21 protein-coding genes and 1 tRNA gene are annotated in these 21,107 nt (G+C 66.8%); 10 read left to right on the top strand and 12 right to left on the bottom strand.

The genetic code is table 11. The features are described 5' to 3' along the window. Positions 1–290: 290 nt before the first annotated feature. The 3 genes from ACR9Y6_RS10295 to rsmD are packed head-to-tail and all read right to left on the bottom strand — an operon-like array spanning position 291 to position 1,912. A complete protein-coding gene (locus ACR9Y6_RS10295; RefSeq protein ID WP_429197731.1) occupies positions 291–794 on the bottom strand; it encodes a hypothetical protein in 504 nt (167 codons plus the stop codon). A gap of 17 nt (positions 795–811) precedes the next feature. Next, positions 812–1,315 carry a pantetheine-phosphate adenylyltransferase gene (gene coaD / locus ACR9Y6_RS10300; protein WP_306851747.1) on the bottom strand — a complete coding sequence of 168 codons (504 nt, stop codon included), beginning with the start codon at positions 1,313–1,315 and terminating at the stop codon, positions 812–814. A 27-nt stretch (positions 1,316–1,342) separates the two neighbouring features. Next, positions 1,343–1,912 carry a 16S rRNA (guanine(966)-N(2))-methyltransferase RsmD gene (gene rsmD, locus ACR9Y6_RS10305; protein WP_481281190.1) on the bottom strand — a complete coding sequence of 190 codons (570 nt, stop codon included), beginning with the start codon at positions 1,910–1,912 and terminating at the stop codon, positions 1,343–1,345. Positions 1,913–1,976: 64 nt separating this feature from the next. Here rsmD and ftsY point away from each other — a divergent pair, with 64 nt between their 5' ends. From ftsY to ACR9Y6_RS10330, 5 genes are all read left to right on the top strand, one after another. Then, positions 1,977–3,128: a signal recognition particle-docking protein FtsY gene (gene ftsY, locus ACR9Y6_RS10310; RefSeq protein ID WP_481281191.1), complete on the top strand. Its 1,152-nt coding sequence runs from the start codon at positions 1,977–1,979 to the stop codon at positions 3,126–3,128. Positions 3,129–3,157: 29 nt separating this feature from the next. Beyond that, entirely contained in the window at positions 3,158–4,210 is a 1,053-nt protein-coding gene (locus ACR9Y6_RS10315; RefSeq protein WP_481281192.1) for an AsmA family protein, read from the top strand. After that, positions 4,207–5,253 carry an A/G-specific adenine glycosylase gene (gene mutY / locus ACR9Y6_RS10320; protein WP_481281193.1) on the top strand — a complete coding sequence of 349 codons (1,047 nt, stop codon included), beginning with the start codon at positions 4,207–4,209 and terminating at the stop codon, positions 5,251–5,253. The genes ACR9Y6_RS10315 and mutY overlap by 4 nt, the downstream gene beginning before the upstream one ends. Next, positions 5,250–5,528: an oxidative damage protection protein gene (locus tag ACR9Y6_RS10325; protein WP_481281194.1), complete on the top strand. Its 279-nt coding sequence runs from the start codon at positions 5,250–5,252 to the stop codon at positions 5,526–5,528. Before mutY ends, ACR9Y6_RS10325 begins: the two co-directional genes overlap by 4 nt. 66 nt (positions 5,529–5,594) lie before the next feature. Next, positions 5,595–5,670 (top strand) — tRNA-Phe (locus ACR9Y6_RS10330). 17 nt (positions 5,671–5,687) lie between these two features. Here ACR9Y6_RS10330 and ACR9Y6_RS10335 read toward each other — a convergent pair. After that, a complete protein-coding gene (locus tag ACR9Y6_RS10335) occupies positions 5,688–6,170 on the bottom strand; it encodes a hypothetical protein (RefSeq protein WP_481281195.1) in 483 nt (160 codons plus the stop codon). A 125-nt stretch (positions 6,171–6,295) separates the two neighbouring features. Between ACR9Y6_RS10335 and ACR9Y6_RS10340 the strand changes: the two genes are divergently transcribed. After that, on the top strand, positions 6,296–7,126 hold the full coding sequence (locus ACR9Y6_RS10340) for an endonuclease/exonuclease/phosphatase family protein (RefSeq protein WP_481281196.1): 831 nt from the start codon (positions 6,296–6,298) through the stop codon (positions 7,124–7,126). Positions 7,127–7,135: 9 nt separating this feature from the next. Here ACR9Y6_RS10340 and ACR9Y6_RS10345 read toward each other — a convergent pair whose 3' ends face one another. Both ACR9Y6_RS10345 and ACR9Y6_RS10350 read right to left on the bottom strand, forming a co-directional pair. Further along, a complete protein-coding gene (locus ACR9Y6_RS10345; protein WP_481281197.1) occupies positions 7,136–7,627 on the bottom strand; it encodes a nuclear transport factor 2 family protein in 492 nt (163 codons plus the stop codon). 69 nt (positions 7,628–7,696) lie between these two features. Next, positions 7,697–8,944 carry an acyltransferase family protein gene (locus tag ACR9Y6_RS10350; protein WP_481281198.1) on the bottom strand — a complete coding sequence of 416 codons (1,248 nt, stop codon included), beginning with the start codon at positions 8,942–8,944 and terminating at the stop codon, positions 7,697–7,699. Positions 8,945–9,109: 165 nt separating this feature from the next. Here ACR9Y6_RS10350 and ACR9Y6_RS10355 point away from each other — a divergent pair, with 165 nt between their 5' ends. Both ACR9Y6_RS10355 and parC read left to right on the top strand, forming a co-directional pair. Beyond that, the gene (locus tag ACR9Y6_RS10355) at positions 9,110–10,147 is read left to right on the top strand and encodes a proline iminopeptidase-family hydrolase (protein ID WP_481281199.1); all 1,038 of its coding nucleotides are present in this window, start codon (positions 9,110–9,112) and stop codon (positions 10,145–10,147) included. 97 nt (positions 10,148–10,244) lie between these two features. Next, complete coding sequence (gene parC, locus ACR9Y6_RS10360) at positions 10,245–12,485, top strand: DNA topoisomerase IV subunit A (RefSeq protein WP_481281200.1); 2,241 nt, start codon at positions 10,245–10,247, stop codon at positions 12,483–12,485. Between the two features lie 105 nt (positions 12,486–12,590). On the opposite strand, the gene ACR9Y6_RS10365 is transcribed toward parC, so the two are convergent. Beyond that, positions 12,591–13,079: an NUDIX hydrolase gene (locus tag ACR9Y6_RS10365; RefSeq protein WP_481281201.1), complete on the bottom strand. Its 489-nt coding sequence runs from the start codon at positions 13,077–13,079 to the stop codon at positions 12,591–12,593. A gap of 103 nt (positions 13,080–13,182) precedes the next feature. Between ACR9Y6_RS10365 and ACR9Y6_RS10370 the strand changes: the two genes are divergently transcribed. Continuing rightward, positions 13,183–13,995 (top strand): phosphodiester glycosidase family protein, encoded by an 813-nt coding sequence (locus tag ACR9Y6_RS10370; protein WP_481281202.1) that lies wholly within the window; start codon positions 13,183–13,185, stop codon positions 13,993–13,995. A 4-nt stretch (positions 13,996–13,999) separates the two neighbouring features. Here ACR9Y6_RS10370 and dapE read toward each other — a convergent pair whose 3' ends face one another. The 5 genes from dapE to map all read right to left on the bottom strand — a co-directional run bounded on the left by dapE (position 14,000) and on the right by map (position 19,800). Next, positions 14,000–15,130: a succinyl-diaminopimelate desuccinylase gene (gene dapE, locus ACR9Y6_RS10375; RefSeq protein ID WP_481281203.1), complete on the bottom strand. Its 1,131-nt coding sequence runs from the start codon at positions 15,128–15,130 to the stop codon at positions 14,000–14,002. A gap of 5 nt (positions 15,131–15,135) precedes the next feature. Continuing rightward, positions 15,136–15,489, bottom strand: a complete 354-nt coding sequence (locus tag ACR9Y6_RS10380; RefSeq protein ID WP_481281204.1) for an arsenate reductase — start codon at positions 15,487–15,489, stop codon at positions 15,136–15,138. A 2-nt stretch (positions 15,490–15,491) separates the two neighbouring features. Then, positions 15,492–16,412, bottom strand: coding sequence for a 2,3,4,5-tetrahydropyridine-2,6-dicarboxylate N-succinyltransferase (gene dapD / locus ACR9Y6_RS10385; RefSeq protein WP_481281205.1), 921 nt, complete (start codon positions 16,410–16,412; stop codon positions 15,492–15,494). Beyond that, positions 16,306–18,963: a [protein-PII] uridylyltransferase gene (glnD, locus tag ACR9Y6_RS10390; RefSeq protein ID WP_481281206.1), complete on the bottom strand. Its 2,658-nt coding sequence runs from the start codon at positions 18,961–18,963 to the stop codon at positions 16,306–16,308. Before glnD ends, dapD begins: the two co-directional genes overlap by 107 nt. Before the next feature lie 69 nt (positions 18,964–19,032). Next, positions 19,033–19,800 carry a type I methionyl aminopeptidase gene (gene map / locus ACR9Y6_RS10395; protein WP_481281207.1) on the bottom strand — a complete coding sequence of 256 codons (768 nt, stop codon included), beginning with the start codon at positions 19,798–19,800 and terminating at the stop codon, positions 19,033–19,035. Between the two features lie 376 nt (positions 19,801–20,176). On the opposite strand from map, the gene rpsB reads away from it, so the two are divergent. Next, complete coding sequence (rpsB, locus tag ACR9Y6_RS10400; protein WP_481281208.1) at positions 20,177–21,025, top strand: 30S ribosomal protein S2; 849 nt, start codon at positions 20,177–20,179, stop codon at positions 21,023–21,025. The last annotated feature ends 82 nt before the right edge of the window (positions 21,026–21,107 follow it).

The raw sequence follows: 21,107 nt of genomic DNA on the forward strand, positions 1-21,107 counted from the left end.
AGGAGCCGCGCCGGCAGGCAGGAGCCGCGCCCTGGTGGGAGCCGACCCTGTCGGCGATTGGGTGCTTGCCCCAGCTCCCTGTGGGAGCCGACCTTGTCGGCGATGGGTGCTTGCCTCGAACTGGCCCGCTGCCGCGGGATCGCCGACAAAGTCGGCTCCCACAGGCTCGGCTCCCACCAGGCTCGGCTGCCACCAGGGACGCGGCGCCACGGAGCACCGCTCGCCCGGCGGGCGCGCAAAAAAGGGCGCCGCGAGCGGCGCCCTTCATGCGAACCGGCAACCCGGCTCGATTACATCGCGACGAAGCGGAACGTCGCGCCGCTCGGGCCCACGGCGTCGGCGACGCGCTGCTGGTCGGCCTGGTCACCGATGAACAGCACGATCACGTTCTTGAACGAGCCCGGGTTCGCGCCCTTGAAGGCCTCGACCATCAGGTCGGCCGTCTTGGCCGACTCCGGGCCGCCGAACACGAGCATGTTGCCCGGGGTGACGCCACGGGCGACGGTGCCCTGCACGTTCTCGAGCTGGCGGGCACGGCCGTCCTGGCCGGCCTGGTCGTCGCCGGCCGGCACGAAGTACGGGAACGGACGATCGGCCGTCATGCCCTGCATGTTCTTCCGCACGATCTGGCCGAAATACTGGCTCCAGGCCTTGGTATCGGTCGGATTGGTCGGCTTCGCGACAGCGGCTTCCTGCTGCGTGGCAGCCTGGTCGGTGTCTTCGGACTTGTTGCAGGCCGAGAGGGCCAGGGCGGCGGTCAGGGCCACGGACGCGGCGAGGACGAACTTACGCATGATGATCACCTTTGGTTTCAAGAGTTGCGCCAGCGCTGGCGCATGGCCTGCTGCACCGCCGGATGCACGAAGCCGGAAATATCGCCACCCAGGCGACCGATTTCACGCACGAGCGAGGAGGAGATGAAGCTGTATTGCTCCGCCGGGGTCAGGAACAGCGTCTCGGCCTGGGGAATCAGGTGACGGTTCATGCTGGCGAGCTGGAACTCGTATTCGAAATCCGACACGGCGCGCAGGCCGCGCAGGATCACGCCCGCGCCGATCTCCGTGACGAAGTGGGCGAGCAGGCAGTCGAAGCCACGCACTTCCACGTTCGGCAGGTCGGCCAGGGCCAGGCGGGCCAGCGCTATGCGCTCGCCCAGGCTGAAGCCCGGGCCCTTGTTCCGGCTTTCCGCGACGGCGACCACGATGCGATCGAACAGCGGCGCCGCCCGCGACACGAGGTCGGCATGGCCGTTCGTGATGGGATCGAACGTGCCGGGATAAACGGCGAGACGCGGATTGGCCGGCAGAGGGGTCATGGATGGCGGGTCGGGAGAAAACGCGGGCTAGCTTAACGGATCGGCAGGTGTGCGGCGATAGAGGGCGTAGGTCACCTCCCCTGCCTGACCCTGGCGGTGCGGCAGCCAGTTGTCAGGCAAGGCGAAGACGGCGCCACGGGGCGACTCCACGTAGATCCACGCGTGCGCCGCCAGCCAGCCGCCTCGTTCCAGCGCACGTGCCGTATCCGCCCACGTGTCCAGGGCGAACGGTGGATCGAGCAAGACGAGGTCGAACGGCCGCGCCGCTCCGCCCAGCCATCGGCTGGCATCGTCGCCCACCACTTCCCCGGATACCTTGAAGCGCGCCAGGTTAGCCTTCAACGCGGTCGCCAGACGTGGCTCGCGCTCCACGAAGGTGACCGCCGCGGCACCCCGCGACAGCGCCTCGATGCCCAGCGCACCGGTGCCGGCGAACAGATCGAGGCAGCGCGCTCCACCCACCACGGGTTGGAGCCAGTTGAACAAGGTCTCGCGAACGCGCTCCGACGTGGGCCTCAGCCCCGGCAGGTCGGGGACTTCGATCCGTGAATTGCGCAGGGTTCCGCCGATGACGCGGATGCGGCCGGGAGCGCTCATCGCTCAGCGGCCAGTGAGGGCGGGGGTGATAGCATTCGCCTATTGTCTTTGAATCCTTCGCGCAATGCTCAAGTTCTGGAAGAAGAAGCCCGCCGAACCCGAGACCGCCGAGTCTCCGGCCGCAGAGGAGCGCGTCGACCGGACCGCCGACCCCGCGTCGGCCGAGGTCGGCTCCGCCATCGCCGAGACGCTGGCCGAGACCGCCGCGCCGGAACCCCAGGCTCCCGAGATCGAACCGGAGGCGGAGGAAACCGCCGTCGTCGAGGCCGCACGCGAAGCCGAACAGCACGATGCGCAGCCGGCCCGGCGCAGCTGGCGCGAGCGCCTCTCCGGAAGCGGTTTCGCCAAGAGCCTGACCTCGCTCTTCGTGCGTCATCCCAAGCTCGACGACGACCTCCTCGACGAGCTGGAAACCTCGCTGATCACCGCGGACGTCGGCGTCGAAGCCAGCACCCGCCTGGTGGAGGATCTGCGCAAGCGCATGCACAAACGCGAGTTCGCCGATTCCGGCGAGCTGCTCAAGGCGCTGCGCAACGAACTGGTCTCCCTGCTGAAGCCCGTCGAGAAACCGCTCGACGTCTCCACAGCCTCGCCCTTCGTGATCCTCACCGTCGGCATCAACGGCGTGGGCAAGACCACCACCATCGGCAAGCTCGCGCGGCGCTACACCGACGAAGGCCGCGGCGTGATGCTCGCCGCCGGCGATACCTTCCGCGCCGCCGCGGTCGAGCAACTGAAGACCTGGGGCGAGCGCAACAAGGTGCCCGTGGTCTCGCAAGGCCAGGATGCCGATTCGGCCAGCGTGATCTTCGACGCCTTGCAAGCGGCGCGGTCGCGCGGAACGCAGGTGTTGATCGCGGACACCGCCGGCCGCCTGCACACCCAGGGCGGGCTGATGGATGAACTGGGCAAGATCGCCCGCGTCATGAAGAAGCTGGACACGGCGGCACCACACGAAGTGTTGATGGTGATCGACGGCACCACCGGGCAAAACGCCATCAGCCAGTTGCGCCAGTTCCGCGACACCGCCGGTGTCACCGGCCTTGTCGTCACCAAGCTCGACGGCACCGCCAAGGGCGGCGTGATGTTCGCGCTCGCCCGAGAATTCGGCCTGCCGATCCGCTACGTGGGCCTCGGCGAAACGGCTACCGACCTGCGCGTGTTCGATGCGGAGGCGTTCGTGGATGGCCTGCTCCCGGCGAGCCTCGGCGGCTGAGTGAAGGCGATGGCGCAGGATACGCGGCGATGAACCGTCGACTGCGGATCGGGCTCTACGCGGCCGGCGGCACGATCGTCGTGCTCGTGCTGGCCGCGTTCATCGCCACGTACGTGGTGCTCCAACCCGAGCGTTTCACCGCCTTGCTGCAATCCCGCGCCAGCGCCGCCGGCCTCGATCTCACCCTGGCCAGTCCCGCCAGCCCCACCCTCTGGCCGAAACCAGCGCTGGAACTGGAAGGACTCACATTGCGCGCCGAAGGTGCCGGCACGCCGATGATCGTCGCCTCGCGCGGAAAGCTCGTTCTTCCCTGGCGCACCTTGACGGGCGGAGGCACGCGGATCTCCCGGCTGGAGGTCGAGGGCGCGCGCATCGACCTGAATGCGGTATCCGCCTACCTCGACACCCTGCCCTCGCGCCCGTCCACGGCGGGAGCGATCCTGCCGACCATCGACGCGGGCTTCCGCGTCAGCCGCGGCACGCTCACCCGCGGCAACCAGCTCTTCCTCTCCAACGTGGACATCGATGCCGGCCGGCTGGCGAATGGACGTCCATTCAACCTTTCGCTCGCCGCCAGCACGGCGGGCGATTCGCCGTACACGCTGGACCTGGAGACCACGCCGAGCCTGGCACGTGGCGTCCTCACGCTCAACGACCTCGTACTCGAGGTGGCGAGCAAACCCACCTTCTCGACCATGTTGCGCGGGGATGCCACGTGGCGTGGCGGCGCGGACGTCGGCGCTTCGCTGGCTGGCCGCATGACGCGCGCATCGGGCACGCCGTACGACATCGTGCTCGATGTCACGCCGGCCAACCAGCAGGATCCGCTTTATATCGCGATCAAGCTCGACGGTGACAACGACCACGCCGACCTGCGCATTCCACCGATCGCGTTCGCCGAATGGTGGAGCGGGATCAACGCCGGTGGCTCGCCCACGCTGCCGCCCTTGCTCGGGACCGTCGACGCGAAGGCCGTCGATGCCGGCCCGGTGCACATGAAAGGATTGCGCATCCGCGCCACGCCCAGCGTTCCCGCCACGGCGTCGTCGAGTGCGAACGCCAGGCCCAGCGTGTCTCCATGAATACCTTCGCGCGCGAACTGCTCCGCTGGTACGACCACCACGGACGCAAGGACCTGCCCTGGCAGCACCCACGCGATGCGTATCGCGTGTGGTTGTCGGAGATCATGCTGCAGCAGACCCAGGTGATCACGGTCATCGGTTATTTCCAGCGCTTCGTGGAACGCCTGCCGAGCCTCGCGGCCCTGGCCGAGGCCGACGAAGACACGGTGCTCGCCCTGTGGTCCGGCCTCGGTTACTACCGTCGTGCGCGGTTCCTGCATCGGGCGGCGCAGCTGTGCGTCGAACGACATGGTGGCGAACTGCCACGCGACCTCGACGCGTTGATCGCCCTGCCCGGCATCGGCCGTTCCACGGCGGGCGCGATCCTCGCCCAGGCGCACGGGTTACGCTTTCCCATCCTCGACGGCAACGTGAAGCGCGTGCTCTCGCGATATCACGGCGTCGCCGGTTTTCCCGGTGAAAGCGCGGTCGAGAAACAGCTCTGGCGGCATGCCGACGAGCATACGCCGGAAGAACGGACGGCCGACTACACCCAGGCCATCATGGACCTGGGCGCCACGGTCTGCGCACGTAGCAAGCCGCTGTGCCTGCTGTGCCCACAAGCCGCCTCGTGCGTTGCCCATCGCGACGGTCGCACCGCCGCGCTGCCCACCGCCAGGCCCGGCAAGAAGGTGCCGACGCGCTCGCTCGCCATGTTGCTCCTGCGCGACGCGGGCGGCCGCATCCTGCTAGAGAAGCGCGGCCCGCAAGGCGTGTGGTCGGGCTTGTGGAGCCTGCCCGAGGCGGCGGACCCCGATGCGGCCGGCAGCGTGGCATCCGCCTTCGCCCGCGTCGGCGATGCGGACCCGTTGCCGGCGTTCACCCATGTGTTCAGCCATTACAAGCTGGACGTATCGCCCATCCTGTTCGACCATGCGGCCCCACTCGCCGCCGTGGCGGACCGGACCGACCGCCGCTGGTGCGGCCGCGACGAGATCGCGGCGCTCGGCCTGCCGGCCCCGGTACGCACGCTGCTCGACAATCTTCCGGAGATATCCCCATGACGCGCCAGGTCCACTGCGTGAAACTCGGCCGCGACGCCGAAGGCCTCGATTTCGCCCCCTGGCCCGGCGAACTCGGCAAGCGCATCTACGAGAACGTCTCGAAGGAAGCGTGGGCTCAGTGGCTTGCCCACCAGACCATGCTGATCAACGAGATGCGGCTCTCCCCGCTCGATCCGAAGACGCGCAGCTTCCTCAGTGGCGAGATGGAGAAATACTTCTTCGGCGGCGACGTGGTCCAGCCGGCCGGCTACGTTCCGCCCGAACGGGACGCTTGACGCAGACGCTCCCAGCGGATTTAATACGCGGCTCCACTCGCCGCAACGCTCGTTGCAGGCACCCGTGGCCGAGTAGCTCAGTTGGTAGAGCAGGGGATTGAAAATCCCCGTGTCGGCGGTTCGATTCCGTCCTCGGCCACCATCTCTTTCTTCATCCCGTCAGATCTTTACGTCCTTGCCCGGCTCGGTCGCGCATTGTCGCCATACCGACGCGAACAGGTCCGCTTCATCGGCGGGCGGCGTGCCCGCACCTTGCCCGCTCTCGTCACGCATCAATCGCCGCGCACGCTCTTCCATGACACCGCGCAAGCGATCACGTGTCTCCTGTCCGCAGGGGGTGCGCGGTTTCCAGTCGGAAAGCGCGTTGATACGAATGATGAGGCGATCGACACGCGGCTGACGATCCTCGGGGGCCGCTTTCTCCGCATCGATCCGGATCGATCGCCCATCGGCGATCATTTCACGCAGGTCGCTACCGTCGGCCTCCAATGCCTTGGCATCGGCCTCGCGCGCACGGTGCGACGCCGTGAACGCGAGCATCGCCGTCGTCGCCGAGGCGATGAACGCGATCGCGATCACGATCAATGCGATCTTGCGGCCATTGCGTCCGCTCTCGGATGCCTTGTCGCCATGTGTCGCCATGCAAGCCTCCGCCAATCATCCGGGACCGCTCATTGTGCCTCACCCGCCCGATATCGACACAGGTCACGACACCGACTTGGGCGCACCGCTATAGTCGGGCGATCGTCCCGCAGAAGCAGGTAGCCATGACCCTTCTCCCTCGCATCGCCCTCGCCCTTTCCATTGCGGCGGCCGTCCTCCCCGCCGCGGCGGCCGACCTGAAAGTGATGACGTTCAACGTCCGCACGATGACCGGCAAGGACGGCCCCAATGGCTGGGACAAGCGCCGCGACCTGTTCGCCGACACCATCCGCCAGTTGCATCCCGACGTCATCGGCACGCAGGAGCTATACAAGCAACAGGGCGACGACACGGTGGAGCGCCTGCCGGAATACACGTGGTTCGGCCGCGACCGCTTCGGCGCCCACGGCGACGAGCACATGGGCATCTTCTACCGGAAGGACAACCTGAAGGTGATCGAATCCGGCGACTTCTGGCTCTCGGATACGCCGGACAAGGTGGCGAGCATCACCTGGGGCAACGTCTTTCCGCGCATGGTGAATTGGGCGTTGTTCGAACGAACCAGCGACCACAAGCGCTTCTACCTGCTGGACACACATTTCCCCTATCGCGACCAGGACGAAGACGCCCGCTCGCGCAGCGCGCGCGAAATCGCCGCGTGGATCGCGAAGCTACCGGCCAACGTGCCGGTGATCCTCACCGGCGACTTCAACACCGGCCCGGACAGCGAAACGCACAAGTCGCTCACCGCTTCGCTGAAGGATGCATGGAACACCGCGCCGAAGCAGGACGGCCCTGCGGAGACGTTCCACGACTTCACCGGCAAGGCGACGAAACGGATCGACTGGATCCTCTACCGAGGTGTCGAGGCGACGTCGGTCAAGACCGTCACCTCATCGAAGGATGGGCGCTATCCGTCGGATCATTTTCCGGTGCAGGCCGACTTCACGCTTTAAGGCGAAGGCTCAGCCGCCGGGAACCGGCGCTTGCGGTGCCGCCGGCGGCTGCGGCGCCACGGGAGGCAACGGCGGCGTCTTCGGCGGCACGGGCGTGTATTGCGCCGATGCCATGCGCCAACCGTCGGCACCCTTGACGACGCTGGCGCCGAGGGTCAGGTGCCGCTGCATGCCTTTCACCGTGAAGACGACGGTACCCGTGACGAAGGCGCTGTTGCCGTGGACGCGCGCCTTCACGTCGCCGAACGACATAGGCGGCATTTCGCCCTTCTTTTCCGGGGCATAGAAACCAAGCACGGCATCGTGCTCGTCCACTTCCCCGCGCGGCGATACCTCGACGAAATCGGGCAGCAGGATCGCGCGCAGCGCGGCAAGATCGAAGTCGTGTTCCGCTTTCACGTAGCGGGCGACCGCGGCCTCGGGCGTGCCCTCGGCGGCGGCGGCCGTTCCGGCAAGCGGAAGGAACGCGAGGGACAACAGGGCCGTTCTGTATGGCGACATGAGCGTCTCTCGTCATCGGGATGTTGCCGGATCATCCGGCGTGACCGATCCGCGCGCATGGCCCGTTCGTCACCCTCCGTTCCGGCGTGCCTGCCGCCCGGCCGGGCGGCGGCGAAGGTAGCGCACGCGCCTGCGGACTCCGGCGGACCCGAGCACCGCGACGGTTTTCACCCGTATGCGCGGCGCCGGGAAGACCTGCTGGGCCAGGAGGATGCCCCAGCGATCGAAGCTGCGGTCGAAAGCCACCGCCACGGCGATCACCACCGCGAAGGTGGCCGGCACGGTAAGCATCGCGGCGACGGTGGGATCGGCTGCGAACCGCTCGTTCATGACCACGAAGAACCACGCCGAGAAACTGAGCAGGATCGGCAGGTGCACCAGATAGAACGCATAGGAAATACGCCCCATGAACTGCGCCGGGCGGCTTTGCAGCACCCGGTCGAGCACGCCGCACCTCACCACGTAGAGCAGGAGCACGCCGCCCAGCACGTTGAAGAAGGCTTTTCGCTCGTTGTCGGCCAACGGCAGGACGCGTGTCCAGTCGTACCACGGCGAGACATCGAATCCTCCACAAACCACCGCCACCACCACCGCTGCCGCGAGCAGCGGTTTCGACATCGTCAGGCGCGCTTCGCCCACGTGGCTGCCCGCCAGGAAGGCGGCGTAATACGGCCAGTCGTGCGGAAAAAACCAGGCGAGGCCGGCGACGGCGAGCACAAAGCCAAGTCCGCCCCGCCGCCCGGGCAGGTTCAGCGAACGGTAGGCGAAGACGAACATCGAGCCCAGCAACTCGATCTTCATCGTCCACAGCGTGGGATTGAAATGCGACCAGCCGCCCAGGATGGTCCGGTACGTGCCGTCCCGCAGCGCCTCGACAAGATCGGGTGGCTCTTTCCAGAAGTCGGCGATCCAGGTGGAACCCGACAGCCGGCCCGCCTCCGCGGCGTGGCTCCAGTCCATCCGCATGACGAGCCACGCGAACATCACGGAGCCGAAGATCGGCACGCCAAGACGCAGGTAACGGCGTGACGCGCGCAGGCGGAATATCCCCAGGTCGCCGGTTTCGAGGAACGACTTGGTGAGCACGTAGCCACTGAGCACGAAGAAGATGCATACCGCGAACTGGCCGTTCCACAGCACGGCCAGGGGTGGGAACGCGATGACATGGTCGACCACGCCATGCATGGCCCCGGGCGTCGTCGTATCCGGGTAGATATAGGCGAAGCCACCCGGCAGGAAGGCCAGGAACAGGTGGCACAACAATACGTTCGCCGCGGCGAGCCCACGCAGGCCGTCCGCCGAGAGGTCCTTGACCATCGCCCTTCCCGTCGAAAACGACCATGGGAACAAGCCGGCCTTGGCTCACGGGTGAACGCAGGATATTTCGTTCGGGTACGCTTCGGGAAGGTGAGCGTGGCGTGAGGGCCGGGGAGGCCATCGCCATGTGCCGACGACGATCATCACTCTTGAAGGGGTATTTCAATGCGACGACTACTTGCCGCCCTCATGGTCTGCCTTGTCGCGCTGTGCGCGCACGCGGGCACGGCGCCTCCCGCCACGGCGTCTTCGTATTTCGACAATACCGGTCGCGACGACGTCCTCTCCGGCGGCGTCAAGACGATCGTCATCGACACGCCCAAGGGCAAGTTCAGGGTGTGGACCAAGCGCGTCGGCAACAATCCCCGCATCAAGGTGCTCCTGCTGCACGGCGGCCCGGGCGCCACGCATGAATATTTCGAGGCCTTCGACAGCTATTTCCCCGGCGAAGGCATCGAGTATTACTACTACGACCAGCTCGGCTCGGCCTTCAGCGACAATCCCAAGGACGAATCGCTGTGGGAGATCCCCCGCTTCGTCGAGGAAGTGGAGCAGGTGCGCACGGCCTTGCACCTGGACAAGGACAACTTCTATCTCCTCGGTCATTCCTGGGGCGGCGTGCTGGCCATCGAGTACGCGTTGAAGTACCCGCAGCACCTCAAGGGGCTGATCATCTCCAACATGATGGACAGCATCCCTGCGTACAACGCCTACGCCAGCAAGGTGCTGATGCCGGCGATGGACCAGAAGAAGCTCGCCGAGGTGAAGCGCCTGGAAGCGGAGCACAAGACCGACGACCCCGCGTACATGGCCCTGCTCATGCCCATGCACTACGAGCAGCATGTCCTGCGCATGCCGGCCGCGCAGTGGCCCGACCCGGTGGAGCGGGCGTTCTCGCGCCTCAACCAGCAGATCTACGTGGCCATGCAGGGCCCCAGCGAGCTGGGCGCCAGCGGCAAGCTGCTGCACTGGGACCGCAGCCAGGCCTTGAAGACCATCAAGGTGCCCACCCTGGTGATCGGCGCCCGCTACGACACCATGGACCCCGCCTACATGGAAGCCATGGCGAAGAAGATGCCCGACGCCCGCTTCCTGCTTTGCCCGCAGGGCTCGCACATGGCGATGTACGACGACCAGAAGACGTACTTCGCGGGCCTGGTCAAGTTCCTGAAGGACGTGGACGCCGGCAAGCCGTTGAACTGATGGACGCTCGCACCCGGTCTTCGCTCCTGAGACGCCTTTCTGGCACCATCGTCCGGTTAACGACGCGCCGTGGCGCGCCAGCCGGATGCTCAAGCCCATGAATTTGCAAGCCAATTACGAACAGATCCCGCTCAAGGACTACGCCGAGCGGGCCTATCTCGATTACTCCATGTACGTGGTGCTGGACCGCGCCCTGCCCTTCGTGGGCGACGGGCTGAAGCCGGTGCAGCGCCGCATCATCTATGCCATGAGCGAGCTCAGCCTCGCCGCCACGGCCAAACCGAAGAAGTCGGCGCGCACTATCGGCGACGTCATCGGCAAGTTCCATCCGCATGGCGATTCGGCCTGCTACGAGGCCATGGTCCTCATGGCCCAGCCCTTCTCCTACCGCTACCCGTTGGTGGATGGCCACGGCAACTTCGGCTCGCCGGACGATCCGAAGAGCTTCGCGGCCATGCGCTACACCGAGTCGCGCCTCACGCCGATAGCGGAAGTGCTCCTGTCCGAGCTCGGCCACGGCACGACCGACTGGGTGCCGAACTTCGACGGCACGCTCGAGGAACCCTCCTGGCTGCCCGCGCGCGTACCGCACGTGCTGCTGAACGGCTCCATGGGCATCGCGGTGGGCATGGCCACCGATATTCCGCCTCATAACCTGCGCGAGGTCGCCAGCGCCTGCATCCGCCTGCTCGACGACCCGGACGCGACGATCACCGACCTCTGCGAGCACGTGCACGGGCCGGACTACCCGACCACGGCCGAGATCATCACGCCGCGCCGCGAGATCCTCGCGATGTACCAGAACGGCACCGGCTCGATCCGCGCCCGCGCCGTGTACGAGCGCGATGACGGCAATATCGTCATCACCGCCCTTCCGCACCAGGTCTCCCCCTCGAAGATCCTCGAGCAGATCGCCGCGCAGATGCGCGCGAAGAAACTGCCGATGATCGAGGACCTCCGCGACGAGTCCGACCACGAGAACCCGATCCGCCTCGTGCTCGTGCCGCGTTCGAACCGCGTGGACGTGGAGGAGATGATGCAACACCTCTTCGCCACGACCGACTTGGAGAAGAGCTTCCGCGTCAACCTGAACATGATCGGCCTGGATGGCCGCCCGCAGGTGAAGGACCTGAAGGTCATCCTCAGCGAATGGCTGCGTTTCCGCACCGACACGGTCACCCGCCGCCTGAACCATCGCCTGGGCCGCGTGGAACGGCGCCTCCACCTGCTGGAAGCGCTGCGCATCGCCTACCTCAATATCGACGAGGTGATCCGCATCGTCCGTACCGAGGACGAGCCGAAGCCGATCCTGATGGCGCGCTTCAAGCTGGACGACGAACAGGCCGACTACATCCTCGAGACGAAGCTGCGCCAGCTGGCGCGCCTCGAGGAGTTCAAGATCAACGAGGAACGCGACAAGCTCGAGGAAGAGCGCGCCCGCATCAACGTGTTCCTGAAATCGCCGGCCAAGCTCAAGGGCCTCATCAAGGACGAATTGCGCAGCGACGCCGAGAAGTACGGCGACGAGCGCCGCTCCCCGCTGATCGAGCGCAGCGCCGCGCAGGCACTGGACGAAAGCGCCCTGGTCGTGTCCGAGCCGGTCACCGTGGTGCTCTCGCAGAAGGGGTGGGTGCGCGCCGGCAAGGGTCACGACATCGACGGCGAGGCGCTCTCCTACCGCGATGGCGACAGCCTGCTGGCGGTGGCGCGCGCGCGCACCACTCAACAGGTGGCCTTCATCGACTCCACCGGCCGCGCCTACGCCACGCCCGCGCATACGCTGCCTTCCGCACGCGGTAACGGCGAACCGCTCACCGGCCGGTTCAGCCCGCCGGCGGGCGCGCGCTTCGATGCCGTGGTCGCCGCGGACAACGATACCCGCGTCATCCTGTCCACCGATTTCGGCTATGGCTTCGTCACCCGTTTCGAGGCGCTCACGGGCCGCCAGAAGGCAGGCAAGCAGATCATCTCGCTCAGCGATGGCGCCCGCGTGCTGGCGCCGGCGATCACCGCCGATCCTTCGCGCGACCGTATCGTCGTCGTCACCAGCGAAGGCCACCTGCTGATGTTCTCGGTGGCCGAGCTACCGGAACTGGACAAGGGCAAGGGCAACAAGCTCATCGAGGTGCCCAAGGCCAAGCTGGCCTCGGGCGAAGAGCGCGTGGTCGGCGTCGCCGTGGTCGCCGAAGGCAAGGGCGAGGTCACCCTCTACGCGGGCCAGCGCAAGCTCACCCTTCGCTGGGCCGATCTCGTCGAGTACGGCGGCAACCGCGCCACCCGTGGCGGCGTCCTGCCGCGCGGCCTGCGGCGCGTGGAGCGGATCGAGACGACGGGCTGAGGCCGTGGGCCCCTGCCCGGGGGCCATCGCCGCTGAAGCGGCTCCCACACTGGCGACCCAGGCATGCGTGCGCCTTGTGTGGGAGCCGCTTCAGCGGCGACGCTTCTACAACCGGGTGAAATCCCACGACACCATCCGCCCGTCCTTGTACGGCATCACGCCATGGAACGGCCGTGGGTCGGCATCGAACACCAGTGGCAGGAAATGCCGGTCGCCTTCCCACATGGGAAGATCGTGCAGGCTTTCCAGCGCCACCCATTCCAGCGCGCCCTCGTGGTTCGATTCCAGCGGCGTCCCCTCGAAGCGGGTCACGACGAAGATGAAACCCAGCCAGTCTTCGCCATGCTTGCCGAAGCCGGGCCAGTTCAGGGTGCCGCGCAGGCGCATCTCCAGGCATTCGATGCCCGCCTCTTCCCTGATCTCCCGGCGCATGCACGCGGCGATGTCCTCGCCCGGCTCCATCTTTCCGCCAAGGCCGTTGTACTTGCCCAGGTGGTGGTCGTCCTTGCGGGCATTGCGGTGGATCATGAGGACGCGCTTGCCGTCCGGCGACAACACATAGCCGAGGGTGGCAACGATAGGCGTATAAGGCATGGCGGTGGTGGAATCGGGGTAAAAGGCCGAAGTTTACGCCGTCCACGCACGAGTGGCGCCTTCGGCCCTTGCACTACCCCTCCGCCCCGGCGAACATCGACGAATGCTCCATCCTTCCTTCCCCCGAATGCTCCACCATGTCGGCCTTCGCATCCTCGCCCTAGCCGCCCTCACGGGGCTGGCCATGGGTTGTGCGGACCCGGCCGATGCGGTCGATGGCCGCGACGTCGTGTTCGACAGCCAGTCCTATTTCGTGGTCACCGTGGACACGCGCGACGAGGATATCGAGCTCCATTGGCGCAACCCGGACAACGGCCAGCCCTTCAACACCCTGGAGACGCTGAAGACCTGGACCGAAGCCAAGGGGCGCCGCCTGGCGTTCGCCACCAACGCCGGCATCTACGATCGCGAGTTCAAGCCGCTCGGCCTCTACGTCGAGGATGGGAAGACTATCGTCCCGCTCAACCTCGTCCACGGAAATCCGCGCTCGGGAAATTTCTCGCTGCTGCCCAATGGCGTCTTCGCCGTGTACGAGGATGGCAGCGCGGAAGTGCGCACGAGCGAGGCCTTCCGTGGCGCCGGCCGGAAACCTCGCTGGGCGACCCAGTCGGGGCCGATGCTGGTGATCGACGGCGAGATCAACACGCAGTTCGACAATGGTTCGGACAGCATGAAATGGCGCAGCGGCGTCTGTGCCAAGACCTCGCATGACGTCGTCTTCGTGGTCAGCCGGGCGCCCGTGAATTTCCACAGCTTCGCCCGCCTGTTCCGCGACGAGATCGGGTGCCGCGATGCGCTCTTTCTGGACGGGACGATTTCCCAGGCGTACACGCCCGACGACGGCTACGTGGGCGCGCCTGCGTTCATGACCAAGCCCTACGCGGGCATGATCGCGGTGTTTCCGAAACGACGTTAGGCGGTTATCGCAGCATGCGCTCGCAGATCGCTTCGTAAAGATCGGGCAACCGCTCTAGATCGGCCACCGATACGCATTCGTCCACCTTGTGGATCGTCGCGTTCACCGGACCCAGCTCGATCACCTCGGCGCCCATGGGAGCGATGAACCGGCCATCGGAGGTACCGCCACCCGTGCTCTGCTCGGGATCGATGCCGCACAGCTCGCGACAGACCTCTACCACCACGCCGCGCAGGCGCCCTCCCGGCGTGGCGAGGAACGGGTGCCCCGACAGGTGCCAGTCGATGGCGAAATCCACGCCGTGCGCATGGAGAATGGCTTCGGTGCGCTCGCGCAGCGCATCGGCCGTGCTCGCCGTGGAGAAACGGAAATTGATCAACGCCACCAGTTCGCCGGGAATGACGTTGTTCGCGCCGGTACCCGCGTTGAGGTTGGACACCTGGAACGACGTGGGTGGGAAGTCGTCGTTGCCTTCGTCCCAGCGTTCGGCGACCAGCGCCGCCAGCGCGGGTGCAAGGACATGGATGGGGTTCTTCGCCTTCTCGGGATAAGCCACATGGCCTTGCACGCCGCGAACGTTCAACGTGCCGGATAGCGAACCACGGCGGCCCACGCGAATGAGGTCGCCCAGCTTCGCCTTCGCGGACGGCTCTCCCACCACGCAGGCATCGATGCGCTGCCCCGTCTTCGCGAAATGGTCGACCACCTCGCGCACGCCATGGAGAGCCACTCCCTCTTCATCGCTGGTAAGCAACAGGCCCACGGTGCCGGGATGATCCGGATGTGCCGTGACGAAGCGTTCCAGCGCGACGACCATGGCCGCCACCGAACCCTTCATGTCGGCCGCACCGCGGCCATAAAGAAGCCCCCCGCGCTCGTCCGGCTCGAACGGCGGCGAGGCCCATGCGCTTTCCGGCCCGGTCGGAACGACATCCGTATGTCCGAGGAAGGCCAGCACGGGACCGTCGCTCCCATGGGTGGCCCAAAGGTTGTCGACGTCGCCGAAGCGCAAATGCTCGATGCGGAAGCCCAGCGCGGCCAGCCGCTCCGCGATCAGCAGCAGGCAGCCTGCGTCCTCGGGCGTCACGGATCGGCGGCGAATCAGGTCGCGGGTGAGTTCGAGTACGGCGGACATGGGCGCTATTTCCCGAAGCGCTTCTTGAACGCGTTGTCGCTGAAGCCGACCGTCACCTCGTCGCCCTCGACCACCACCGGGCGCTTGATCAGCGCCGGGTACTCCTTCAACAAGAGGGTCCATTCCGGATCGGTGCGCGGGTCCTTGCGCTGTGGCAACAGGGTGCGCCAGGTCGTCGATGCCTTGTTGACCAGTTTCTCCCAACCGCCGAGCTTCCCGGCCCACGCCTTCAGCGTGGCGGCGGGCACCGGGTTCGCGCGATAGTCGACGAAGTCGTGCGCCACGTCGAAGCGGGTGAGCCAGTTGCGCGCTTTCTTGCAGGTATCGCAGTTGGGCAGGCCGTATAGCGTGATGGACATGGTCAGTCGCCGCTGCGCAGGAGTTCGTTGATGCCGGTCTTCGAGCGGGTCTTCTCGTCCACCTGTTTCACGATGACCGCCGCATAGAGGCTGTGGCTTCCGTCCTTCGCCGGAAGGCTGCCGGAGACGACGACGCTGCCCGCGGGCACGCGCCCGTAGCTGATCTCGCCCGTGGCCCGGTTGTAGATACGGGTGGACTGGCCCAGGAACACGCCCATGCCGATCACCGAACCCTTTTCCACCACCACGCCCTCGACCACCTCGGAACGGGCGCCGATGAAGCAGTTGTCCTCGATGATGGTCGGATTGGCCTGCAACGGTTCGAGCACGCCGCCGATGCCGACGCCACCGGACAGGTGCACGTTCGCGCCGATCTGTGCGCAGGAGCCGACCGTGGCCCAGGTATCGACCATCGTCCCCGCGCCGACATGGGCACCGATGTTCGTGTAGCTCGGCATCAACACCACGTCCCTGGCGATATGCGCGCCACGTCGCACCAGCGCGCCCGGCACGACACGCGCGCCGAGCGCCGCGTATTCGGCGGCATCGCCGTCGGTAAAGCGCAGCGGCACCTTGTCGAACGCGCTCGACGGGCCGCCGTCGACGACCTGGTTGCCGTTCATGCGGAAATAAAGGAGGACGGCCTTCTTCAGCCATTGGTTGACCTTCCACCCGCCGTTGCCATCGGGCTCGGCCACGCGGCGCTCGCCGGACTCGAGCAGGTTGAGCACTTGCTCGACGGCCTCGCGCAGGTCGCCCTCGATCTCGTTCTGGGTCAGCTCGGCGCGGCGCTCGAAGGCGCTGTCGATCAGGGATTCAAGCGTTTGCATCTGCATGGTGCGGAGTCCTGGGATTTTCGGAACCGATATGGCGCAGCAGGCATGCCCGCAGGATCTCCCGGCGTTCGGGCGACAACGGCGCATTGCTGCGATCGGTGAGTTGGAAGAAATCTTCGACACGCTCGCCGAACGTGGCGATGCGCGCATCATGCACGCGCACTTCGGCTTCGGCCAGCGCCTGGGCCACGGCCGCGAGCAGGCCGGGGCGGTCGGTGCACACCAGCGCGAGCTGCGTGCGTTCGCCCGCGTCGACGAACTCGATGCGCGGCGCCATCTGGAAGTGACGCAGGTGGCGCGACAGGCTGCGTTTAGGCGGCCCCTGCCCCGCCGGCTGATCGAGCGCGCGCAGCATGCGCGTGCGCAATTCCTCGGACCGCTGCAGCGACGCGGGGGCCTGCGAATCCGATTCCAGCAGGAGGAACGTGTCGAGCGCCTTGCCCGTGCTGGAAACGAGGATGCGCGCTTCCACCACCGAGAAACGCAAGCGGTCGAGCACCGCCGTCACCGTGGCGAACAAGCCGTCGCGGTCGGGGGTATAGATGAAGAGTTCCGTGCTTCCCCTCACCGAGAAGGGATGCACCTCGACCAGCGGCGTGGCGCCGTGCGCGCGCAGGATGGCGGCGGTCTGCCAGGCGATCTGCTCAGGCCGGTGGCGCAGGAAGCTCGTATCGGGAAATTCGGCCCACACCTTCGCGATGTCGTCGGCGGCGATGTGCTCGGCCACCAGCATGCCGAGGGCCCGGTCGCGGCACTCGCGCACGCGCATGCCCGAATGATCGGGCGGCGTGAGGTCGCTGCGCAGGGCGAAGCGCGTGGCGGTATAGAGGTCGGCCAGGAGGCGATCCTTCCATGCGTTCCACAGCTTGGGGCTCGTGCCGATGATGTCGGCGATGGTCAGCAGGTAGAGATGATCCAGGTGCTCCCAGTCCTCCACCACGGCGGCGAAGCGGTGCACGACGTCGGGATCGGTGATGTCCTGGCGCTGCGCCGTGGTGCTCATCAGCAGGTGATGGCGGACCAGCCAGGCGACCAGCTCCACGTGTTCGTCCGGAAGTCCCAGCCGCGTGCAGAAGGCGCGGGCGTCCTCCTCGCCCAACATGGAATGATCGCCGCCGCGGCCCTTGGCGATGTCGTGGAACAGCGCGGCCAACAGCAACAGCTCGGGCCTTTCGACATGCGGCCAGATTTCGCATGCGATGGGGAAATCGCGCCGGGCGGCGGGCTCGGCGAAACGGGCGACGTTGCGCAGCACCCGCAACGTGTGCTCGTCGACGGTGTAGACGTGGAACAGGTCGTACTGCATGCGCCCCACGACCTTGCCGAACGCGGGCAGCACCGCCGCGAGCAGGCCATGCCGGTTCATCCGCCACAAGGCTTCCACGGCGGGTGCCCCGCGGCGAAGCAGCGTGAGGAAGGCGCTCAATACCTGCGGATCGTCGGCGAGCGACTCGCCGTGTGCCGACACCGCATGCTGGATGCGCCGCATCGTCTCGGCGGTGAAGCCGGCGATGCCCGGTTCGTCGAGGCGGGCGATGAAGATTTCGACGAGCGCCGAAGGACGGCGTATGAACAGGTGCGGATTGCGCAACGCGATACGCGCGCCAAAACGTACGTAATCGCTGCCGACCGGCAATGGCTCCGTCACGGGGTCGAGCATCTCCTCGAAACGCTCGACCAGTTGCGTGCCCGAACGCTCGATCTGGGTGGCGGCGCGGTAGTAGCCCTGCATGAACTGCTCGACGCCCAGGTTCTTCGCGTGCTCGTCCTCGAAACCGAGCCGCGCGGCCAGCGCCCGCTGGTAATCGAACAGCAGGCGCTCCTCGGCGCGTCCCGCCTCCAGGTGCAAGGCATAACGGTAACGACGCAGGGTCTCTTCCGCGTGGGTCAGCCGGGCGGCCTCCACCGGCTCCAGGAGTCCCTCGGCCACCATCGCGTCGAAATCCGGCGCATTGGCCAGGCGCCGTCCCAGCCAGCGGATGGCATCGAGCGTGCGTAGTCCACCCGGGCCGTCCTTGAGGTTGGGCTCCAGGTTCTGCGCGGTGTCGTCGTAACGCGCATGCCGCGCATCGCGTTCGGCGAGGCGCGCGGCAAGGTAGGCCCGTGGCGGCCACACCTCGGGATCGTCGAGGATGCCTCGGAGTTCATTGCCCAGGATGGGCCAGCCGACCAGTCGCCGGGCATCGAGCAGGCTGGTGAAGACGCTCAGGTCCCGTGCCGCCAGCTCACGGCATTGCTCCGTGGTGCGCACGGCATGCCCCGGCTTCAGGCCGATGTCCCACAGGCAGGCGAAGAAGTTTTCCAGCGCGCGGTAGAGCGCCGGCGAGCTTTCGCCCACCAGCGCGAGGAGGTCCACGTCCGACCGAGGGAAAAGCATGCCGCGACCGAAGCCACCCACGGCGAACAACGCCGCGGCAGCGATGTCGCCCAGGCAGGCGCCCCAGGTGTGGACGACGATGCGCTCGACGATCTCGGCCCGGCGCCGGGCCAGCGCGGATGCATCCTCACCGTCGTGGAAGGCGACGGTGAGCGCACGATCGACGTCGCCCAGCAACTGCCTGAGCGAACGCCGCGCTTCGGGCGACACGCCCGAGCGGGGCACCACGGCGGGCAGGCGTGGAAGCGATGGCAGCGTCACGTCGGGAGCCCTCGATGGTGGTGGGAATGGAACCGGACGAGGGTCAGGCGCCCCCTCGTCGAAAGCGCATCAGGCGACGTCCGGCCAGGGCGTGAGGATTTCGAAACCGTCCTCGGTGACCGCGATGGTGTGCTCCCATTGCGCCGAGAGCGAATGATCCTTGGTGACCACGGTCCAGCCGTCCGGCAGCGACTTCGTCTGCGGCTTGCCCGCGTTGACCATCGGCTCGATGGTGAAGGTCATGCCCGGCTTCAGCTCCAGCCCCGTGCCGGCGCGCCCGTAGTGCAGCACCTGGGGCTCGTCGTGGTAGACCTTGCCGATGCCGTGGCCGCAGTACTCGCGGACCACCGAGAAGCCAGCCGCCTCGGCGTGCTTCTGGATCGCGGCGCCGACGTCGCCCAGCGTCGCGCCCGGCTTGACCGCCTCGATACCCTTCATCATCGCCTCGAAGGTGGTATCGACCAGGCGCTTCGCCAGGACGCTGGGCGTGCCCACGAAGTACATGCGGCTGGTGTCGCCGTGCCAGCCGTCCTTGATGACGGTGACGTCGATATTGACGATGTCCCCGTCCTTCAGGACCTTGGTCGGGCTGGGAATCCCGTGGCAGATCACGTGGTTGACCGACGTGCAGGTGGTCTTCGGATAGCCCCGGTAACCGACGTTGGCCGGGATGGCCTTCTGCACGTTCACGATATGGTCGTGGGCGATCTGGTCCAGTTCCTCGGTGGTGACACCGGGCTTCACGTGCGGCACGAGCATGGCCAGCACTTCGGCGGCCAGGCGGCCGGCCTCGCGCATGGCCTGGATCTCTTCGGGGGTCTTCGGTACGACTGCCATGATGGGTTCTCTTTTTCCTTTGCCCTCAGGGTATTGGGCCTGCCACCCGAGGTGGCGGCGACCCTGTCGGAAATCCACCCTTGGCTTGCGGCCGGGTGGGTCCAGGGGCTACAATTAGCGAGTTTTGCTGTCCGGCGAAGTCACTCTCAGGTGACCGCGGCGGCGAATCAAAGCGCGATTGTAACCGCACGGCGCCATTCTTGGCCCGGCGCAAGGCAGTCGCTTTTAACGCCACACACGCATCGGCACCGCCTTCGGGGTGCCTGCTCCTCCGTCGTCGCGAAAGGCGCCGCGGCAGGATCGGGTCGAAGCCGGGGATGCGTGGAGGTCCCAACCCCCATAGAACCGCCCGAGCGGTTCGCCCAGGAGTAATTCCATGGCACAAGTCACCATGCGCGAGATGCTGGAAGCCGGCGTCCATTTCGGTCACCAGACCCGCTACTGGAACCCCAAGATGGCTCCGTACATCTTCGGCGCCCGCGGCAAGATCCACATCATCAACCTCGAGAAGACGCTCCCGCTCTTCACCGACGCGATGAACTTCCTCTCGGGCCTGGCCCAGAAGGGCGGCACCATCCTGTTCGTCGGCACCAAGCGTTCGGCCCGCGAGGCCCTCGCCGAGGAAGCCGCACGCGCCGGCCAGCCGTTCGTCACCGCCCGCTGGCTCGGCGGCATGCTGACCAACTTCCGCACGGTCAAGCAGTCGGTCGCCCGCCTGAAGGAACTCGAGGCCGCTGAAACCGACGGTTCGTTCGAGCGCCTGGTCAAGCACGAAGTGCTGGCCCGCCGTCGCGAGCGCGACAAGCTGCAGAACTCGCTGGGCGGCATCAAGGACATGAATCGCCTGCCGGACGCCCTCTTCATCGTGGACATCGGCCACGAAGACATCGCCGTCCAGGAAGCCCGCAAGCTCGGCATCCCGGTCGTCGCCGTCGTCGATACCAACTACGACCCGGCCCTCGTCGACTACGCCATCCCGGGTAACGACGACGCCATCCGCGCCATCCAGCTGTACGCCCGCGCCGCCGCCGACTCCATCCTGGAAGGCAAGGCCGCTTCGCCGAACGCCGCCCGTGGCGACGCGAACGAGTTCGTCGAGCTGGACGAGGAAGGCAACCCGGTCGCCAAGGACGAAGCCCCGCGTGGCGAGCGTCGTGGCGCCCCGGCCAAGAAGGGTGCGCCGCGTCGCGAAGGCGGCCGTGAGGGTGGTCGTGGCCGCGCGTAAGCGCCCCACCCCGTAGCACGCTCTTCCGTTTCATCCGGCGCCGCGGCACCACCGCCGCGGCGCCCATCAAATCATTGAGGAA

Source organism: Luteibacter sp. TLI7-4A (assembly GCF_056754745.1).

Coding starts and splice junctions, on each gene's coding strand:
- parC (WP_481281200.1), top strand. CDS start 10,245: ATGAATTTGCAAGCCAATTACGAACAGATCCCGCTCAAGGACTACGCC.
- dapE (WP_481281203.1), bottom strand. CDS start 15,130: ATGTCCGCCGTACTCGAACTCACCCGCGACCTGATTCGCCGCCGATCC.
- map (WP_481281207.1), bottom strand. CDS start 19,800: ATGGCAGTCGTACCGAAGACCCCCGAAGAGATCCAGGCCATGCGCGAG.
- ftsY (WP_481281191.1), top strand. CDS start 1,977: ATGCTCAAGTTCTGGAAGAAGAAGCCCGCCGAACCCGAGACCGCCGAG.
- ACR9Y6_RS10365 (WP_481281201.1), bottom strand. CDS start 13,079: ATGCCTTATACGCCTATCGTTGCCACCCTCGGCTATGTGTTGTCGCCG.
- ACR9Y6_RS10345 (WP_481281197.1), bottom strand. CDS start 7,627: ATGTCGCCATACAGAACGGCCCTGTTGTCCCTCGCGTTCCTTCCGCTT.
- ACR9Y6_RS10340 (WP_481281196.1), top strand. CDS start 6,296: ATGACCCTTCTCCCTCGCATCGCCCTCGCCCTTTCCATTGCGGCGGCC.
- dapD (WP_481281205.1), bottom strand. CDS start 16,412: ATGCGCCGTTGTCGCCCGAACGCCGGGAGATCCTGCGGGCATGCCTGC.
- ACR9Y6_RS10370 (WP_481281202.1), top strand. CDS start 13,183: ATGCTCCATCCTTCCTTCCCCCGAATGCTCCACCATGTCGGCCTTCGC.
- ACR9Y6_RS10380 (WP_481281204.1), bottom strand. CDS start 15,489: ATGTCCATCACGCTATACGGCCTGCCCAACTGCGATACCTGCAAGAAA.
- ACR9Y6_RS10350 (WP_481281198.1), bottom strand. CDS start 8,944: ATGGTCAAGGACCTCTCGGCGGACGGCCTGCGTGGGCTCGCCGCGGCG.
- ACR9Y6_RS10295 (WP_429197731.1), bottom strand. CDS start 794: ATGCGTAAGTTCGTCCTCGCCGCGTCCGTGGCCCTGACCGCCGCCCTG.
- coaD (WP_306851747.1), bottom strand. CDS start 1,315: ATGACCCCTCTGCCGGCCAATCCGCGTCTCGCCGTTTATCCCGGCACG.
- rpsB (WP_481281208.1), top strand. CDS start 20,177: ATGGCACAAGTCACCATGCGCGAGATGCTGGAAGCCGGCGTCCATTTC.
- ACR9Y6_RS10335 (WP_481281195.1), bottom strand. CDS start 6,170: ATGGCGACACATGGCGACAAGGCATCCGAGAGCGGACGCAATGGCCGC.
- mutY (WP_481281193.1), top strand. CDS start 4,207: ATGAATACCTTCGCGCGCGAACTGCTCCGCTGGTACGACCACCACGGA.
- rsmD (WP_481281190.1), bottom strand. CDS start 1,912: ATGAGCGCTCCCGGCCGCATCCGCGTCATCGGCGGAACCCTGCGCAAT.
- ACR9Y6_RS10355 (WP_481281199.1), top strand. CDS start 9,110: ATGCGACGACTACTTGCCGCCCTCATGGTCTGCCTTGTCGCGCTGTGC.
- ACR9Y6_RS10325 (WP_481281194.1), top strand. CDS start 5,250: ATGACGCGCCAGGTCCACTGCGTGAAACTCGGCCGCGACGCCGAAGGC.
- ACR9Y6_RS10315 (WP_481281192.1), top strand. CDS start 3,158: ATGAACCGTCGACTGCGGATCGGGCTCTACGCGGCCGGCGGCACGATC.